Origin of the sequence: Pontibacter flavimaris, assembly GCF_001907195.1 — a bacterium.
Classification (GTDB): Bacteria; Bacteroidota; Bacteroidia; order Cytophagales; family Hymenobacteraceae; genus Pontibacter; species Pontibacter flavimaris.
The window spans coordinates 355,861-375,672 of record NZ_LVWA01000005.1; the positions used below are offsets into that span (position 1 = coordinate 355,861).

9 protein-coding genes are annotated in these 19,812 nt (G+C 52.2%); all 9 read left to right on the forward strand.

The annotated features are described in order from the left end of the window. The first annotated feature begins 53 nt into the window (after positions 1-53). Complete coding sequence (locus tag A3841_RS09930) at positions 54-3,179, forward strand: SusC/RagA family TonB-linked outer membrane protein (protein WP_073852167.1); 3,126 nt, start codon at positions 54-56, stop codon at positions 3,177-3,179. Between the two features lie 20 nt (positions 3,180-3,199). Further along, positions 3,200-5,104, forward strand: coding sequence for a SusD/RagB family nutrient-binding outer membrane lipoprotein (locus tag A3841_RS09935; protein ID WP_073852168.1), 1,905 nt, complete (start codon positions 3,200-3,202; stop codon positions 5,102-5,104). 602 nt (positions 5,105-5,706) lie between these two features. Then, positions 5,707-8,928, forward strand: coding sequence for a SusC/RagA family TonB-linked outer membrane protein (locus A3841_RS09940; RefSeq protein WP_235861346.1), 3,222 nt, complete (start codon positions 5,707-5,709; stop codon positions 8,926-8,928). A gap of 12 nt (positions 8,929-8,940) precedes the next feature. Next, the gene (locus tag A3841_RS09945) at positions 8,941-10,926 is read left to right on the forward strand and encodes a RagB/SusD family nutrient uptake outer membrane protein (RefSeq protein ID WP_073852169.1); all 1,986 of its coding nucleotides are present in this window, start codon (positions 8,941-8,943) and stop codon (positions 10,924-10,926) included. 184 nt (positions 10,927-11,110) lie between these two features. Further along, positions 11,111-11,923: a glycoside hydrolase family 16 protein gene (locus A3841_RS09950; RefSeq protein WP_073852170.1), complete on the forward strand. Its 813-nt coding sequence runs from the start codon at positions 11,111-11,113 to the stop codon at positions 11,921-11,923. A gap of 24 nt (positions 11,924-11,947) precedes the next feature. Beyond that, positions 11,948-13,462 carry a sulfatase family protein gene (locus A3841_RS09955; protein WP_073852171.1) on the forward strand — a complete coding sequence of 505 codons (1,515 nt, stop codon included), beginning with the start codon at positions 11,948-11,950 and terminating at the stop codon, positions 13,460-13,462. A gap of 19 nt (positions 13,463-13,481) precedes the next feature. Then, positions 13,482-15,023: a sulfatase family protein gene (locus A3841_RS09960; protein ID WP_073852172.1), complete on the forward strand. Its 1,542-nt coding sequence runs from the start codon at positions 13,482-13,484 to the stop codon at positions 15,021-15,023. A 329-nt stretch (positions 15,024-15,352) separates the two neighbouring features. Beyond that, positions 15,353-17,881 (forward strand): beta-N-acetylhexosaminidase family protein, encoded by a 2,529-nt coding sequence (locus tag A3841_RS09965; protein ID WP_073852173.1) that lies wholly within the window; start codon positions 15,353-15,355, stop codon positions 17,879-17,881. Between the two features lie 84 nt (positions 17,882-17,965). Beyond that, positions 17,966-19,597 carry a beta-N-acetylhexosaminidase gene (locus A3841_RS09970; RefSeq protein WP_073852174.1) on the forward strand — a complete coding sequence of 544 codons (1,632 nt, stop codon included), beginning with the start codon at positions 17,966-17,968 and terminating at the stop codon, positions 19,595-19,597. Positions 19,598-19,812: the final 215 nt, after the last annotated feature.

The window sequence follows — 19,812 nt, forward strand, 5'->3', positions numbered from 1 at the left end:
ACCTTGAATTACATGCAATGGGTATAAAATTTTCACAATCAAAACTGTTTTCTATGAGGAATTTGATTACTAAGCAGTTCGTGCTTTGTTTGCTCCTGTGCTTGGTTACAGGATTGGCGTTTGCGCAGCAGAAACGAACCATCACTGGCACAGTGAAAGATGACAAGGGAACCCCCTTGCCTTACGCGTCGGTACAGGTAAAGGGAACTACGACCGGAACAACCACCGGTGACGACGGCACATTCAGCCTATCTGTGGATGAAGGGGCTGTTCTGGTGGTAAACTCGCTGGGTTTTGACTCCAAGGAAGTAAGTGTTGGTACCAGCAACACGATTGAAGTAACCTTGGGCAGCAGCAGCAGCCAGCTAAGCGAGGTAGTAGTAACAGCACTGGGCATCGAGCGGGAAAAGAAATCGTTGGGCTACGCCATGCAGGAAGTGGGAGGCGAAAGCCTGGTAGAGGCCCGCGAGGCCAACGTTACCAATGCGCTCTCCGGTAAGGTTGCCGGCCTGCAGATTACGCGCTCCAGCAACGGACCCGCAGGCTCTTCCAAGATCATACTTCGCGGAAACAACTCTCTGGTAGGCGATAACCAGCCGCTGATCGTGGTGGACGGAGTGCCCATCGACAACACTGCCGGAAGAACGAACAACGACTTCTGGAACCCGGGTCTGGATATGGGCAACGGCCTGTCTGATATCAACGCAGAGGATATTGCCAGTATCTCCGTACTGAAGGGCCCTGCTGCCGCAGCGCTGTATGGCTCAAGAGCAGGTAACGGCGTTATCCTGATCACGACCAAAACCGGCAAGGCACAGGAAGGGCTGGGCATCACTATTTCTTCCACTATCGGCTACGACGAGCCCTTTACCCATCCGGAGATACAGGACGCGTTTGGCCAAGGCACGGAAGGCAGCTACAGTGAGCAGTCAGGGCTTAGCTGGGGCCCTAGAGCCGAAGGACAGACAGTAGTGGACTGGAAAGGGGAGAGCGTGCCCCTGCGCACCTACGACAACATCGGAAACTTTGCTAGTAGGGGCTTGCACTCCAGCCAGAACGTATCGTTCCAGCAGCAGTTTAAATCTACCTCTGTCTATACTTCCTTCAATCGCTTCGACAACGAGGGCGTGGTGCCCGGGGTAAAACTGACCCGCAACAGTTTAACGGCGAGGGCTGTAAGTAATTTCGGAGAAGGTGAAAAGTGGACAACGGATACCAAGATTCAATATATCGAATCTAACGCAGAGAACAGGCCGGTTGGCGGCACCAATGCCAACAACTCCTTTGCTACCCTGTACATGCTGCCCCGCTCACTTGATATCCGCGAGTTTAACCCGTCGGTGAACGAACAGGGAAATATGATCTGGTACGGAGGAGGAAACCAGATGAACCCCTACTGGAACAGCAAGTATAACCTGAACCAGGATATACGCGACCGGTTCCTCATGAACGGCTCTGTGAAGTATGCCTTCACTGACTGGCTGAGTGCCGAGATCAGGGGTGGCGCTGATATGTACTTCACCAACACAGAGAGCAAGTTATACGGCGGCAGCCCCCAGGCAGCAGGCGGCAGATACAGCCTGGGCAAGCAGAACTTTACTGAAACTAACTACAGCACCCTGCTCACCGCCCAGAAAGACAACGTGATCGGCAAACTGGGAGGTGCCCTTACCCTGGGCGGTAACCTGATGTCGCAGAAGTTCAGCTCTATTAACAGCAGCTCCGGCGAGCTGGTAGTGCCTAACCTGTTCTCTCTGAACAACGGCGTATCCAACCCTAGCGTTGGGCAGTCCTTACGGGAGAAAAGGATCAATTCTGTGTACGGTTCGGTAGGGTTTAACTGGGATGGCTACCTGTTCCTCGACGCTACTTTCCGGAACGACTGGTCTTCTACTCTGAGCAAGGCCAATCGCTCCTACTTCTATCCTTCTGTGAGCGCATCCTATGTGTTCACAGATATGCTGGAAACTACTGGTGCCACGCTTCCGTCTTGGCTGAGCTACGGTAAATTGAGAGCTTCTTATGCGGAGGTAGGTAACAGCCTGGAGGCCTACGAGCTGTACAATACCTACTGGATCGGGAAAGATCCTAACGGAAATACTACTGCCGGCCGCAACCCCGTGCTCTATAACCCCGACCTGAAGAGTGAACTGGTGAAGGGGTATGAGGCTGGTCTGGAAATGCGCTTCTTCGATGGCCGTATCGGTTTCGACCTGGCCTGGTACAAGTCTAACGCTACCAACCAGCTGATTAACCTGCCAATGGACCCGCTGAGTGGGTATAACAGTAGAAAGATCAACGCAGGCGACATTCAAAACAAGGGCGTGGAGCTGATGGTGGATGCAGACGTGATCCGCAACCCGAACGGCTTTAACTGGAACATCTACGGCAACTTCTCCAGAAACCGAAACACCATTGAAGACCTGTACCAGGATATAGAACTATATCAGCTGGGTGGCTTCGACAATGTGCAGGTGTATGCAGAAGTGGGCGGCAACTACGGTGAAATCTATGGCAGCACCTTTAAGCGGGTAGAGGATTCTGAGAGCCCTTACAACGGACAGCTCTTACTCAACGAAGCGGGCCTGCCGCAGGTAGGCGAGCAAAGCGTGAAACTGGGCGATCAGCAGGCCGATGCGCTTCTGGGCATAGGCAACACGTTCAGCTACAAAGGCCTTTCGTTTTCCTTCCTGGTAGATGGCCGCTTTGGCGGTGAGATCTTCTCGGCTACCTTGGCGGCTATGCAGGAGACCGGCACAGCTGCCAACACGGTAAGAAACGGAGGCAGAGAGAGCTTTGTGGTGGAAGGCGTGGTGGAGGATCCCGCAACAGGGCAGTTTGCCGTGAACACGACAGAAGTTACGCCGCAACTCTACTGGAACGCTGTGGCAGGCGTGGGTAACCTCGGTATCACAGAGGCTAACCTGTACGATGCCACCAACGTTCGCCTGCGCAACGTGCAGCTGAGCTACGCGCTACCAGGCAGCCTACTGTCTAAAACGCCGCTGCAGAGAGCCAGAATCGGAGTAACGGCTACCAACGTGTGGCTGATCTCCAGCCACATGAAAGGCCTGGACCCTGAATCTGTTTTTGCGACAGGCTCTAACGCCACTGGATTTGAGAACGCCAGTATCCCTACTACGCGCTCTATCCTCTTTAACTTAACGCTGGGCTTCTAAATTTTAACTGCATTACTGAAATGAAGAATATACTGAAGAAATCATGTGTGCTGATGGCAACAGGCCTGTTGCTGACCTCATGTGAGAAGTTCGAAGAGATCAACGTGGACCCGGTGGCGGCAAACGAGGATCAGGTGCAGACAGAGTACTTTATCAACAACTCCATTGTCAGCGCCCAAATGAATCCGGACGTAGCCGAGCGCTCGTTTGTGCTATACTGGAAAACCGCGGCCCACTACCAGGAAGATGAAGGCTTCTCCGCAGGCTACCACGACGACGGCTGGACAACAGCCTACTACAACCAGGTGGCAAGCTGGCTGAACGCAGCCAACACGGCCATCGAGATAGCCAACCTACAATTGGAGAAAGGCACCGCAAAGGCTTATACAGGTAACCTGCTGCAGGTAGCTCGCATCTGGAGAGCTTACCTGATGAGCGAGATGTCTGACAACTTCGGCCCTATTCCTGTCAACGCGTTCCAGGGAGAAAACCCGGAGTTCTCGGATGTGAAAACGGTGTACTACTTTGCGCTGGATGAACTGAAGGACGCGCAGGCAAAACTGGACCTGACGGTGGAGAACCCCCAGAGCCTGGATAAGCAGGATCCGGCATACGGCTACGACTACCTGAAGTGGAAAAAGTATGCCAACTCCCTGCGCTTGCGCCTGGCCATGCGCCTGTCGGAGGTAGATCCCTCCAAGGCGCAGGCCGAGTTTGAGGATGCCGCCAAAGGTGAGCTGATCATGGCACTGGACGAGACCTTTAAGGTAAAGGAAAAACCGGGCTGGGACGCCCTGTCCGGCGTGATGAGCCGTGAGTGGAACCCGCAGTTTCTGTCGGAAACCCTGTTTAACACCTACTTTAACCTGGGCGGCATCGAAACGGAGAGCCAACTGCCGGCATCATACCATGAATTTGTGAAGCCCGCCAACTGGATGGGACAGAAGTTTGAGGACCACTTCGCTACTAAAACCAACAACCCTTCCGCAGGCTACTGGTTCAATGGATTGCCTAACGCCATAGACCCCCGTGCCTATGAGGCTTTTGCGCTTCCCGGCGATTTTTCTAACCCTGATTTCAGCTTTTACCCGTCCTGGACAACCAGCGCCAGAACTACTAAGCGTAACCTGGTTGATGCCGCTGGCAACGTTGTAAAAGAAATAGACGCAGCCTATACCTGGAACCCAGGCATTAACGGCGAGTGGGGAGCGAAAGGAGCTAAAAACAAGGTGTCCTACTACTTCTCCGGCACAGTGCCGCGCATGTCGCAGGAGTTTAGAGGCAGCCAGAGCGAGCGTGTATTCTTTGCCCCCTGGGAGACCTACTTCCTGTTGGCCGAAGGTGCACTGCGTGGCTGGAGCTCCCCAATGGGTGCCCAGGAAGCCTACGAAGCAGGCATCATCCGCAGTTTTGAGTACTGGAACGTACCTATGGAAGATTACCTGAGCTCGGAGGAGTATAACAGAAACGGTACTTCCGTAAGCTGGGGCCACACCGCAGAGCCGCCCGCCACTTACACGATGGAGTATGAGAACGGCTACACCGGCCAGAACGGCGCGGCTACCATAAAGTACCCTGATAACGGGTTGTACAAGGATGGGGCGGTGAAGAATGACCTCCTGACAAAGATCATCACGCAGAAGTATATCGCGCAGTTCCCGTGGTTGCCGCTGGAGGCCTGGAGCGACCACAGGAGGCTGGGCCTGCCGTTCTTTGAGAACCCCGCCGTGGAGAACCCGATTCCGGATCTGCCGGCGCTTACCTCTTCTAACTACATGGATAGCAGAGTGGAGTTCTTCCCGCAGCGACTCAAGTACCCGTCTAGTCTGCAGAATGCCAACCCAGCTGGCTATCAGCAGGCGGTTGGGTTCCTAGATGGGCCGGATGCGGTGTCAACGCCGCTGTGGTGGGCACAGAAACAATAGTAACCTGTTAGCTAGAATACCGTCTGGCGTAGGTGATACCAGTACTGTCTTGGACGGTCCCTGTTAGTAAAAAAGTTAATCTTCTTTATTGTAGTATTTTACAAGGGAAGATTAACTTTTTTTATTAGCTTTACTTTATGTAGGACAAGAAACAAAAATTGGTAATTTTATGGGCTACCCTAGTTGCCATATATCATACCTTTTAAAGAGTAGAGGAACTACAAGTTGTCATTTTCGGGGGCAAGCATAACAGGGGATATACCTTCTTATTTTTTTGCGTGAACGACCACATTTCGAGTCATTAAATATTGCTTGTGTTAAATAATTGTTATATGTTTAATAGCTTTTTAAGCCAAAGGAAAACAAAGAAATACATGTGTAAACGCGTGTACGAACTTGCTTTGATTTGCTTAAAACCTGATCAGCAGGAAAAATAACCTCTATAACATTAAGCTACTGCACGCTAGCCACATCGCCGACGCCACTATTCTATACTACACGACACAGTCAGAGAAACTATCAAACACAACAACCTAATAAATCCAACTAAAAATGATAGTGCGTATATGAAAAATTCTACTAAATTATCGGCTCTACTGCTGTTGGCTGCCTCTTTAGGCGGGCCGGTTGGCAGTCAGGCGCTGGCTAATTCCAGGATCAGTCCTGAGCAATTAGTCAGGCAAAACGAGGGGGTGGCCGCTAACGCTATCCGGCAGGCAAGTGCCGTGCAGGGCAAGGTAACTTCTGATAATGGAGAAGCCCTTCCTGGCGTAACGGTTGTATTAAAAGGAACTTCAACAGGTACTACAACAGGTGCCGATGGATCTTTCAGCCTGAATGTGCCGAATGGCACAGGCACGTTGGTGTTCTCCTACATCGGTTACCTGGCACAGGAAGTTGCCGTTGACGGAAAGTCTACCATCAGCGTCACGCTTCGCGAGGATGCAAAAGCACTCGATGAAATCGTGGTAGTGGGCTACGGTGAGCAGAAGAAAGCCAACCTGACCGGCTCAGTATCTACAGTAAGCTCCGAAGTGTTGGAGTCGCGCCCGGTGCAGAACGTCGGGCAGGCACTGCAGGGTATTATACCCGGCCTGAACCTGCAAACAACAGGGCTAGGCGGGGAACTGAATCAGTCGCTTAATTTCAATATCCGCGGTACAGGTACAATCGGTACTACCTCCTCAGCCCCACTGGTGCTCATCGATGGGATGGAAGGCGACCTGAACGCCATTAACCCGCAGGACATTGAGTCGGTAACGGTGCTGAAGGACGCTGCGGCCTCCTCTATCTATGGTTCCCGCGCTCCTTTCGGTGTAATCTTGGTAACTACCAAAGCAGGTAAGGCCGGTAAGACACGTGTGGGGTATAGCAATAACTTCCGTATCTCCGAGCCAATGGGTTTACCACAGATGATGGACTCCCATACGTTCGCCATGTACTTTAACGAGGCAGCGGCCAATGGCGGTGAAACTCCAATATTTTCACAGGATGTTCTGGATCGAATCCAGCAGTACCAGCGCGGGGAGATTAGCTATGGAGCCATACCTGATGCAAGTGGAAACAGGTACCAGTATTATACTGGGTCTCATGCCAATACAGACTGGTTCAAGGAGCATTATAAAAGCTCGTCATTTTCGCAGGAGCACAATGTTAATTTAAATGGCGGTACAGAAAACACCCAATTTTATGTGTCGGGTGGCTATCTGGACCAGGGTGGATTAACCCGCCATGCAGGGGATGCGTTTAAGCGTTATTCTTTCACCGGTAAGATCAATACTACGATCAGCCCATTGGCCAAGTTCAATTATACGGCCAGGTACATACGCGAAGATTTTACCAAAGCTACCCACCAATCAGACCTCTTCTATCATAACGTTGCCCGTCGCTGGCCTACCTTGCCTGTTACAGATCCGAACGGATATTGGTCTGAACAAGGTGAAATTGCGCAGCTAAGAGAAGGTGGACGTGTTATCAATCAGAAAGACTGGTTGTATCAGCAGGCGCAGGTTACGCTCACACCGGCCAAGGGTTGGAACATCATCGCCAACGGTAACTACCGTACCCAGCATCAAAGTAATCATACCGACGTGTTACCAGCCTATGCTTATGATGTAGCAGGCGAGGCATACACGGTGCCGGTAGGGTGGAATTCTGCAGGCTACAGCTCTGTTTACGAGTACGCACTGAAAGAGAACTACTTCAGTTCCAATATCTACTCTGATTATGAGTTCAGCCTCAATAACAGCCATAACTTCAAGGTAATGGCAGGCTTCAACTCGGAGTATACGAAGTACCGCAATGTGGGTGCCTCAGCAAGCGGCTTGATCAATCCCTCTATACCCACACTTACCACAGCCACGGACAATAGAAAGGCTGAAAACGGAATGTATGAAGACTGGACTACAGCAGGTTTCTTTGGGCGTCTGAACTACAACTTCAAGGAGCGTTACCTGTTGGAGTTTAATGGCCGCTACGATGGTAGCTCACGCTTTATCAGGGAGAAACGCTGGAATTTCTTCCCTTCAGTTTCGGCAGGTTGGAACGTGGCGCAGGAAGATTTCTGGGCCTTTGAAGATGTGATCCAATTATTCAAAGTCAGAGGCTCCTATGGAGAGCTTGGAAATCAACAAACCAATAACTGGTATCCATTTTTCCTGGACCAGCCACTTGGCTTTGGTAATAGCGGCTGGTTAATAAATGGCCAGAGACCAAACACAGCTAGTGCACCAGGCCTGGTGAGTACCTCCTTAACCTGGGAGAGGGTTTCCAGCTGGAACGCAGGTTTTGACCTGGCAATGTTAAACAACCGCCTGAGCCTGAACTTCGATTACTTCCAACGCAAAACCTTTGATATGGTCGGCCCGGCACCGCAACTCCCTGCTATACTTGGTACGGCTGTTCCACAAGTAAACAATACCGATATGGAGTCCAGAGGCTTTGAGATCGAGGCAAGCTGGCAGGATAATATCGGTGAGTTTAACTACGGCGTGCGTGCGGTGTTGGCAGACGACCAGCAGCGTATTACCAAGTACCCTAATATCACAGGAGATATTAATGATTGGTATGCTGGCGAAGAAATGGGAAATATCTGGGGATATACAACCGTAGGAATCGCCAAGACACAAGCAGAGATGGATGCCCACCTTGAGAAAGTGAACCAGAATACGATTGGCAGCAATTGGGGTGCAGGCGATATCATGTACGCTGATTTGAACGGGGATGGTGAAATCAACATGGGTGCCGAGCTTCTGGATGACAAAGGTGACTTGAGCATTATCGGCAACAGAACACCGCGTTTCCGGTACAGCCTGGATCTGACCGGCGACTGGAAGGGCTTCGATTTCAGGGTCTTTCTACAGGGAGTTGGCAAAAGAGACTATATGCCCAACGGCCCATACTTCTGGGGCGTGAATGGCGGCATGTGGCAGTCGGCTGGTTTTGTAGAGCATGTGGACTTCTTTCGTGATGAGACCTCGCCCATGGTACAGGCCGGTTTGGCCGGCGTGAACCTGGACTCTTACTTCCCGGCGCCAGACTTCAAAAATGGTTGGAAGAACCAGTATTCCCAGACGCGCTATCTGCAAAATGGTGCCTACATGCGTCTGAAGAACGTGCAGATCGGTTACTCGCTTCCTGCAGGTTTAACCTCTAAAGTGGGTGTGTCTCGTGCCAGAATCTATGTATCGGGCGAGAACCTACTTACTTTCTCTGATATGATTGACATCTTCGATCCAGAGTCTGTTGGCCTCAACGGGTGGAATGATGGTAAGACGTATCCGTTCGCCAGGGTGTTCTCTTTTGGCCTCAACCTTAACTTCTAATTACCCAACGCAATGAATAGATCGATTAGCAATAAATTATATGCAGTGCTGCTGTTTCTCGGCTTTGTTGGGATAACCGGCTGCAACGATTACCTGGACAGGGAGCCCCTGGCTAAGATAACCCCGGAAAAGTATCTATGGAGTGAGGCAGACCTTGCGACTTACACCATTGCCCGGTACAACTTCCCGACACATGGCGGCTGGGGGGCTGGTATATTTGGCAACGATACCCACACTGATAACCAGGCAAGTAGTAGCTCTGCTACCCGCTGGACACCTGGGGAGTGGCGCGTGCCGCAGGATGGAGGTAGCTGGAACTTCAGCAACATTCGACACTTAAACTACTACCTCCAGACAGTAGTTCCGCGCTGGAAAGCAGGTACACTAACGGGCAGCACAAATAATATTACACACTATGTGGGAGAAGGGTATTTTCTGCGTGCCTTCGAGTACTTTAATAAAGTACAGGCATTTGGAGACTTTCCTATCCTGAAGAATACGCTGCCGGATGAAATGGACCCACTGACATTGGCCTCCAAGCGCAGACCGCGTAACGAGGTGGCGCGCTTCATCATCGCTGATCTGGACTCAGCTATCCAACTGCTGAGCACATCGCCTCCGGGAGGTAAGAACCGGATCTCCCAGCACGCCGCGCAACTGTTTAAATCTCGCGTTGCTCTGCACGAGGCTACCTGGCTGATGTACCACCGTGGAACCGCCCAAGTACCGGGTGGTCCAGGCTGGCCAGGCCAGGGGAAGGTGGAGAACTTCAACATTAACATTGATGAGGAGATCGACTACTTCCTGACGGAGGCGATGGAGGCTGCGTCTGCGGTGGCAGATGTGGTGCCTTTGGTAGATAATACAAAAGACAATGGCTACGACTCTTCCACCAACCCATACTTCAGGATGTTTTCGGACTATGACCTGAGCAAGTACTCTGAAGTGTTGTTATGGCGCGAGTATGACTTTACATTAGGTATTAATCATAATGTAAACCACTACATAAACCGCAATGGTGCGAACACAGGTTTTACGAGAGGCTTTGTGGATAACTTCCTGATGAGCAACGGACTGCCTATTTATGCGCCAGGCTCCGGCTATCAGGGCGACGACTACATCTCGGATGTTAAAGAGGATCGCGACAACAGATTGCAGTTGTTTATGAAGGCACCAGGAGAACTGATGTATAAGGATGCTAAAAACGATGACGGTTCTCCTGTCCTGATTGGTAAGCCCGATATCATCGGGCCTGCCGAAACACGGGATGTAACTGGCTATTCTGTGAAGAAAGGCATGGCTTACAGCTTTGCTGAGTCGGAGGGCAGCCGCGGTTCTACCGGCAGCATCGTGTTCCGTGCTGTGGAGGCTTACCTGAACTACATCGAGGCTTCTTACCTGAAGGAGGGAAGCATCAACGGCAAGGCCGAGCAGTACTGGAGCGCCATACGTGAGAGAGCCGGCGTTAACCCGGACTTCAACGTGACAATCGCTGCCACAGACATGAACCAGGAAGCGAAAAATGACTTTGCGGCCTACTCTGCCGGCCAGCTTCTTTCGGATGCGACCTTGTACAACATCCGTCGTGAGCGCCGTACCGAGTTGATGGCCGAAGGCATGCGCTACACAGACCTGAAACGCTGGAGAGCCCTGGACCAACTGAAGCAAAACCCATACATTGTGGAAGGCTTCAAAGTATGGGGGCCTATGAAGGAGTGGTATGTGAAAGATGGCGAAAGCCTGCTGATCGAGGCAGAAACTCCTGGCAAAACAGCTAACGTTTCCAAGCGGTCAGAGAGCCCGTACCTGCGTCCGTACCGCGTAAACCTTTCCGGATCTAACCTGGTGAAAGACGGATACAGATGGGCCACAGCTCACTACCTGGAGCCGATAGCCATACAGCACTTCCTGATCACTTCGCAGGGTGGGGCAGACGGCTCTATAATTTACCAGAACCCGGGCTGGCCGCTGCAGGCAAACGCCGGCGCAACGGAATAGTAAGTATAACCGCCACAGTTCGTCCTTAAAGTATACCTTAAGCTCAGGCTGTGGCGGTAAAAAGTATAGGTTGATTGCAATTAGATTAGAGAGAGTAGTAGTTTTAGTTTAGTAAGGTGAAAAGGGACTGCCGAACCTCCGGGTTTGTGCAGCCCCTTTAGCCTTTTTATAATGTTCGGCAAAAATGATACAGAGGCTCTGGTTTTTACTGCTTATACTTTGCGCTGCCTGCACCTCCATGCCGCAGAAAGCAACCACTTCTGACTGGGTCCTGACCTGGGAGGATGATTTTACAACGGATGGCACCCCAGATCCCGCCAAATGGAGTTTCTCCGGCAGACGTTCCCCTGACTGGGCCTGCTACTGCGCCGACAATCCGGCCACCACTTTTGTAAAGGATGGCCAGTTATACTTGCGCGGCATCCGGAACGAAGACCCGGCGGACACGGCCAAGTACCAGACTGCCTGTATTCAAACCAAAGACAAGTTTGCCTTTAAGTATGGCAAGGTAGAAGTAAGAGCCAAGCTCTCGAAAGGAAAAGGCTCCTGGCCTGCCATCTGGCTGATGCCGCAGGAGGCAAAGTATGGCGGCTGGCCGAACAGTGGGGAGATCGACATCATGGAGCACCTCAACTACGACTCCATCGTGTACCAGACCCTGCACAGCCACTACATCGACAACCTACAACAGAAAGCAAACCCCGTAAACTTCGCCACAGCTCCTTTTAAGGAGGGCGAGTTCAACACCTATGTCCTGGAATGGTACCCCGACCGGCTCGACTTCTTCATCAACGGCCAGAAAACATTCTCATACCCTAAAATAGAAAACGCCGACTCCTCACAGTGGCCTTTCGACGAGGAGTTTTACATCATCCTGGACCAGGCGCTCGGCGGCAGCTGGGTAGGAAGTATAAAAGACGAAGACCTGCCCGTGCAGATGGTGGTGGATTGGGTGCGGGTCTACCAGACCAATGATCAAAAACAGGCTAAACTATAAAGTAGCATGCAAAGCAGACAAAGTATGAGCATACGATTCCTTCTGTTGCTGGCTATACTTAGCATGGCACCGTTTGCTCATGCCCAGCAGAAACCGAACGTGGTGCTGATCTATGTCGATGACCTGGGCTATGGCGATCTGGGCAGCTATGGTGCTACCAAAATCTCTACCCCAAACATAGATAAACTGGCCGAGCAAGGTATCCGCTTTACCCGTGGCTATGCTACCTCCGCCACCTGCACCCCCTCGCGCTATGCGCTAATGACAGGCGAGTATCCCTGGCGGAAACAAGGAACAGGCGTATTGCCCGGAGATGCCGCGTTGGTGGTTTCTACCGATAAACTAACCTTGCCAGGCGTGTTCAAAAAAGCTGGCTATGCAACCGGCATCGTAGGCAAATGGCACCTGGGTTTAGGGGAGGCAGTAGAGAAAAACTGGAACGAGGAGATCAAGCCCGGTCCCAATCAAGTAGGCTTCGATTACTCTTTCATCTTCCCGGCTACGGCCGATAGGGTACCGACTGTTTTTATGGAGAACGGTAGGGTAGTAGGGCTTGACCCGGCTGATCCAATACAGGTAAACTACCGCGAGAAAATAGGCCAGGAACCAACAGGCCGGGAAAATCCGGAGTTGCTCAAAATGAAGGCTTCGCCCAACCACGGGCACGACAATACCATCATCAACGGCATTGGCCGCATCGGCTACATGAGCGGCGGCACCAAAGCCCGCTGGACCGACGAAGAAGTGCCGCTTACCTTCCTGCAGAAAGCAAAAGACTTTATCGTGGAGCATAAGAAGCAGCCGTTCTTCCTTTTTTACTCCCTCACCGAGCCGCACGTGCCGCGTATGCCTTCCACTTATTTTAAGGGCAAGAGCGAGTTGGGCTACCGCGGGGACGCGATCTTACAAATGGATTGGGCCGTGGGCGAGATCCTAAAAGAACTGGAACTGCAAGGGCTGGCAAAAAACACGCTTATTATTTTTACCAGTGATAATGGCCCGGTGCTCGACGATGGCTACGAGGATGAGGCGGTAACGAAACGGAACGGGCACATGCCGGCAGGGCCCTTGCGCGGCGGCAAGTATAGCGCCTTTGAGGCCGGTACCCGCGTTCCCTGGATCGTGCGCTGGCCAGGAAAAATTAAACCAGCCGTATCGGAGGCTATGGTGTCCCAGGTGGATTTGCTCGCCTCTTTTGCCAGTCTGCTGCGTCAGCCCTTGGCCGTTGCCGATGCTCCCGACAGCCAGGATATGTTGAAAGCGCTGACCGGAAAGTCAAAACAGGGCCGGCACGCTTTGGTGCAGCATGCGGGCACGCTGGCCATTGTAAAAGACAACTGGAAGTATATCGAACCAAGCCAGGGGAGAGCTTATAGCCCGCTGACGGATATAGAATTGGGAAATGCGCCGGAGCCACAGCTCTACAACCTGAGCGAAGATATCGGGGAAAAACGCAACCTGGCAGCACAACACCCGGAGAAGGTGAAGGAACTAGCGCAGCTCTTGCAGGAAATCAAAGAAAAAGGAAATAGCAGGTAACAAAGTATAATTTTCGTTTATGTTGAAACACTTACTCTTACTCCTAGTGGTTTTTGTGGGAAGCTTTGCGGCTTTAGCACAGCAGCCAGGCAAACGGCCCAACATCGTCATCATCGTGTCCGATGACCACGCGTTTCAGGCCATCAGCGCCTACGGCGGTGACCTGATGCAGACGCCCAACATCGACCGCATTGCCAAAGAAGGCGCTACCTTCAACAAAGCCTATGTCACCAACTCGATCTGCGGGCCAAGCCGCGCCGTTATACTTACCGGCAAGTATAGCCACAAGAACGGCTTCAAGGACAATGAAAATTCAAGCTTCGACGGCAGCCAGAACACCTTCATAAAAGAACTGGGCAAAGGCGGCTACCAGACGGCCTGGGTAGGCAAGTGGCACCTGGAGACCGAGCCGCAGGGCTTTGATTACTATAAGATACTCCCGGGTCAGGGGCATTATTTTAATCCCGACTTCATCAACATGGATGGTAGCCGTGAGCGCATCGAAGGCTATGTGTCTTCTGTAACGGAGGACGTGGCCGAAGACTGGCTCGACGGCCGTGACAAGAGCAAGCCTTTTGCCCTCGTGATCGGCCACAAAAACACGCACCGTACCTGGATGCCTGACCTGGAGGATATGGGCATGTTCGACAGTAAAACCTTCCCGCTGCCAGCCAACTTCTACGACAACTACACCAACCGCGAGGCGGCTACCGTGCAGGACATGACCATCGACAAGACCATGATCATGGGCTACGACCTGAAGATGTTCCCCGACTACGACAACATCAAGGACGGCAACATCACCCGCATGAACGAGGAGCAAAAGGCTAAATTCAAGGCCTACTATAAGCCGATCTACGATGACCTGGTGGCCCGCAACCTGACCGGCAAGGAACTGGTGGAGTGGAAATACCAGCGCTACATGCGCGACTACCTGGCCACCGCTGCCTCCATGGACCGCAGCATTGGCCGCACGCTCGATTACCTCGATAAAAATGGCCTGACTGATAATACCATCGTGATCTACATGTCAGACCAGGGTTTTTACATGGGCGAGCATGGCTGGTTCGACAAGCGCTTTATGTATGAGGAATCCTTCCGCACACCGATGGTGATGCGTTACCCGGGCGTGGTAAAGCCGGGCACCCAGTCAGAGCACTTTGTGATGAACCTGGATATTGCGCCGACTATGCTGGATGCTGCCGGCGTGGCCATCCCGAAAGACATGCAGGGTGAGTCGTTCCTGCCGCTACTGACCAGTAAGAAAGCCAAAGGCCGCGACGCGATGTACTACCACTACTATGAAAACGGCGAGCACTCCGTTTCGCCGCACTTTGGCATCAAGACCGGTCGCTACAAACTCATCCGCTTCTACAAAAGAGTAGAGGGCTGGGAGCTGTACGACCTGCAGAAAGACCCGCAGGAGATGAACAATCTCTACGGCAAGAAAGGCTACGAAAAGATCACCGCCAAACTCAAAAAGCAGCTCAACGGCCTGCTCGACAAGTATGAGGACGACGGAGCCAAGGCCTTGCTGGCCAAAGAGGGCGGGAATCGTTAAGAGAAATCATCGTTAGGATTTTTCCTTACACACATCTATTGTTAGCTCTAACAGAAAACTGTCCCCTTGAGGGGACTACAGGGGTGTAAAGCCAATTGCGAAAGCTATCCGCAAAGGATTAACACCCCTCTAACTCCCCTCAAGGGGAGAATCCAAACTTCACTATTACCTGCTCAGAAGCGCCCGAATAGTGAGTAAATTTTAGAATCTAAATGACTCTCTTTTAATGAGACTTATAGAATAGCAGGCACAATCAAAAAATAAAGTATAATCTCTCCTGACTTAGAAGAGTCAGGAGAGACCAATAACAACAAAGTAAATACACTATAATGCTCACCCTTATTCAACGCAGCTTGGCTGCCATTCTACTTCTTATTTCCTTTGCCGCAACGGCGCAGCAAATTGTGCCGCAGCCGCAGCAGGCAACTATCAGCCAGCAGCGTTTCACACCGGCTCATTCCTATAAGATAAGCGGCCTTAAAAAGGACCCTACAACCTTAGAACTGCTTAGCACCATTGTGCCAGTTGCGGAAAAAGGGAAAAGCCTACCATTAAAAGTAAAGAAGCTCAAGAAAGGAGAGCCCCAACTACAGCGCTCTGGCGCCTATAAACTGGTTGTAACGCCAGAAGGTATCAGTATAGAAGCCAATGACGATCGCGCGGCTTTCTACGCCGTGCAGACGCTGTCGCAGTTGGTGCAAAAAGAGCCAAACGGAAGTATAACTTTGCCGGAGGCTTCGATTACTGACTATCCGGATGTGGCGCACCGCGGCACGGTGGAAGGCTTTTATGGCGAACCCTGGAGCCACCAGGACCGCCTGGAGCAACTACGTTTTTACGGTAAACTCAAACTAAACACCTACATCTACGGCCCGAAGGACGATCCCTACCATTCCTCTCCGAACTGGCGCAAGCCATACCCCGCGCAGGAAGAGCAGCAGCTAAAAGAGGTGGTGCAGGAAGCAAAACGCAACAAGGTGGACTTTGTGTGGGCCATCCACCCGGGCAAAGACATTCAGTGGAACCAGGCCGACAGCGCCGCCATCATCACGAAGTTTAACCAGATGTATGACCTGGGCGTGCGCGCATTTGCCGTTTTCTTCGATGATATCTCCGGCGCCGGAACCGATGCCAAGATGCAGGCGAACATGCTCAATTTCATCCAGCGCCAGTTCATCAACCAGAAAAAAGACGTGGCCCCGCTGATCATGTGCCCTACCGAGTACAATAAGGGCTGGGCGAATAAAGAGCCGGGCACCTACCTCGATATCCTGGGCGAGGAGCTCGACCCGGCCATCCACGTGATGTGGACGGGCAACACGGTGGTGCATGACATCACCAAAGAAGGGCTGGAGTGGGTGAACAAACGCATTCAGCGCCCGGCCTATGTGTGGTGGAATTTCCCGGTGAGCGACTACGTGCGCAACCACTTGTTGATGGGCCCTTCGTACGGCATCGACACCGAGGCGGTGCACGATATGTCGGGCTTCGTGTCGAACCCGATGGATAAGGCTGAGGCCTCGAAGGTGGCGATCTTTGGCGTGGCGTTGTATAGCTGGAACATGAAAACCTACGATCCGCAGCAGGCCTGGGAGGCAGCCAATAAGTACGTGATGCCCGAGGCACCGGAGGCCTTCCGCACCTTCAACGCCCACAACAGCGACCCCGGCCCCAACGGCCACCGCTACCGCCGCGACGAATCCGTGGAGATCAAACCTTATATCGAAACTTTCCTGGAAACCTATAAAAACGGGTTGCACCCATTTACGGCAGAAGTGAACAGGATCAAGCAGGAGTTTGCAAGTATAGCCAAGGCCCCTGCCGAGATCCGAAGCAAGAGCCAGAACAAACGCCTGGTGGAGCAGCTGGAGCCCTGGCTGCTACAGTTCGAACTGCTGGGCAAAGCGGGTACCCATACGGTTGAGATGGTAGACAACCGCATGAACCTGAATCCTGCCGCTGCCTGGGCAAACTACCTGCGTGTAGAGGCTGTGCTCGATAGTATGGCGACGGTGGATGCGACGCTGAACCAGAACCCCTACCAGCCGGGCGTGAAGACTGGCTCGCTCGTACTCATGCCTTTTGTAGAGGAGATTTTCAAAATAACCGGTAACCACTTTTTGGGCGGAGAGGAAAGTATAGCAAGCACAAACTCCGACGCTCCGGCAAGCTACAGCCAATCGCAAAGGCTGGCCAGCCAACCGCTGCTCTACAACAACAAGGGCATTGCCTACTCGCCCATGCTGGAGGTGGCCTACCTGGATGGCGGCGAGTACATCGGCTTTAAACCTTCGGACGCATTGCAGGCCAAAGCTTTATACTTTAACCTGAGCAACAACAACCTGCTGAACTGGGGTGTTTTCGAAACCTCCAAAGACGGCAAAGTATGGACGAAAGCAGAGGTCACCGCCGAAAGCGGCAAGGGAAGTATAAACCTGGCCGACCAAAGTATAAAGTATGTGCGCTTCCGCAACACCTCCGACAAACGCCAGAACTTTTACCTGAAGGAGTTCCGCCTGGAAGTGAAGCCGGCCGCCGGCGCAAACCAGGCTGTTTTTGCACACGACAAAAGTATAAACACCTACCAAACGCTCACCAGCCAGCAACCAGTGACGGTAACGCTGCCACAGGAACTGAAGGGTGCAGGCCTTGTCATACTTTTGAAAAACGACGGAGCCAAGTACACCATCACCGCACCCGGCAGAAACGGAAAGCAGCAAACGATCTATAGCGGCAACGCCAGCTACATCCGGCTGGATGGCAGCAAACTGAAAAACGTTTCGAAACTGACGTTCTCGACCAACGACGGACAGGAAGTGCGGATCTATGAACTGGTAAAAGAGCAGCCAGCCAGTTAAAGAACAGACTCATGCCGAAACCATACTTTGAAACTAAACCAATAGCACAGTAAGCAGTCCATACTTCTAGATAAACTCTCACTTATGAAGAAACTACTTTACCTTATCCTCCTGGTTTGCATCGCCGCCTTTGAAGCCGGCGCGCAGGAACTGAACATCATCCCGAGGCCAAACAAAATTGAGCTGGCAAAAGGGCAGTTTGCGCTTGGCGCTGCCAAAGGCATCCACTATACTTCCGGAGCGGAGAAAGAGGCCGCTAACCTGGAAAAGGCGCTGCAGGAGAAGTATAACCTGTCGCTTCAAACCAATGCCGGCAAGGGAAAGAAGAACACCATTAGCCTGGAACTGGATAAGAAGCTGTCCAAAGACCTGGGCAAGGAAGGGTATAGACTGACCGCAACGCCAACGCAGGTGACCATCAAGGCGGCCACGGAAGCGGGTATCCACTACGGAGTGCAGAGTTTGCTGCAGGCCATTTATACTTCTGAAGGCAAATTTATGCCGGCAGTTACTATAGAAGATAAGCCGCGTTTTGAGTGGCGTGCTTTTATGCTCGACGAGGCCCGTCACTTTAAAGGCAAGGAAGAGGTAAAGCTACTTTTGGACGAGATGGCCCGCCTGAAGATGAACACCTTCCACTGGCACTTGGTGGACGACCAGGGCTGGCGCATTGAGATCAAAAAGTATCCGAAACTGACGGAGGTTGGATCTAAAAGGAAGAGCACGGCCATAGGGGAGAAGAAGTGGAACAGCAACAAGCAATCCGGGGAGCCGCATAGCGGGTTTTATACCCAGGAAGAGATCAAAGAAATCGTAGCCTATGCCGCTGAGCGCCACATTAATGTAGTGCCGGAGATTGAAATGCCGGGCCACGCCAGCGCAGCCATTGCCGCTTACCCCTGGTTGGGCACAGACAACCAGAATATCGAGGTGCCGGTAAAGTTCGGCCGCTTCTACGACATCTACGACGTGACCAGCCCCCGCGTGCAGGAATTCCTACAAGACGTGCTGCAGGAGGTGTTTGCGCTGTTCCCATCCAAGGTAATCCATATAGGTGGGGATGAAGTAGGTTACGAGGCCTGGGAGAAATCAGAGAAGGTGAATGCCTATATGAAAGAGCATGGCATTAAGACTTATGCTGATTTGCAGGTGCATTTCACCAACAACATCTCGAAGTATATTGAGCAGAACGGCCGCCGCATGATGGGCTGGAACGAGATCATGGGCATCAACATCCACCACGACTTTGAGGAGAAAAAAGCAGACGCCAACGCCGAGACCGAGCTGGCCAAAAACGTGGTGGTGCATTTCTGGAAAGGCGATGTGGAGCTCATCACGCAGGCCGCTTCCAAGGGTTACCAGCTGGTGAACTCGCTCCATTCCATGACTTACCTGGACTATAACTACAGTTCTATCCCGCTGCAGAAAGCCTACAGCTTCGATCCGGTTCCGCAGGAGTTGGCCAAAGAATACCACCAGAACATCATCGGCACCGGTTCCCAGATGTGGAGCGAGTGGATCCCGACCCGTGGCGAAATGCACTACCAGGTGTTCCCGCGCCTGGCCGCCTATGCCGAGGTAGGCTGGACGCAGCCACAGAACAAAAACTACGAGCAGTTCCGTCAGGCCCTGTTGCCGCTCCTGAAAGTATGGGAAGCCCGGGGCATTCACTTCGCACCGCTTTCAGACGCGGAAGAACAGAAGAAGAACCAGTAATTTTTTGACAAAGGACAAAAGACAGCGGACTCCTGAAGTATGGCACTATACTTTGCAGCCATACTTCTAATGCAGATTTTTAGCTGACGGTGACTAAGTGTCCGGATAGAATCAACCAAACCTATTTTGTCATCCTGAAAGGATCCTGGTGACGAACTTTACAGCGGGATGAGAAGCGCTGCAGACGCTTGCTGCCAAGGCCTTTCAGGATGACA

Coding starts and splice junctions, on each gene's coding strand:
- A3841_RS09930 (WP_073852167.1), top strand. CDS start 54: ATGAGGAATTTGATTACTAAGCAGTTCGTGCTTTGTTTGCTCCTGTGC.
- A3841_RS09935 (WP_073852168.1), top strand. CDS start 3,200: ATGAAGAATATACTGAAGAAATCATGTGTGCTGATGGCAACAGGCCTG.
- A3841_RS09945 (WP_073852169.1), top strand. CDS start 8,941: ATGAATAGATCGATTAGCAATAAATTATATGCAGTGCTGCTGTTTCTC.
- A3841_RS09950 (WP_073852170.1), top strand. CDS start 11,111: ATGATACAGAGGCTCTGGTTTTTACTGCTTATACTTTGCGCTGCCTGC.
- A3841_RS09955 (WP_073852171.1), top strand. CDS start 11,948: ATGAGCATACGATTCCTTCTGTTGCTGGCTATACTTAGCATGGCACCG.
- A3841_RS09960 (WP_073852172.1), top strand. CDS start 13,482: ATGTTGAAACACTTACTCTTACTCCTAGTGGTTTTTGTGGGAAGCTTT.
- A3841_RS09965 (WP_073852173.1), top strand. CDS start 15,353: ATGCTCACCCTTATTCAACGCAGCTTGGCTGCCATTCTACTTCTTATT.
- A3841_RS09970 (WP_073852174.1), top strand. CDS start 17,966: ATGAAGAAACTACTTTACCTTATCCTCCTGGTTTGCATCGCCGCCTTT.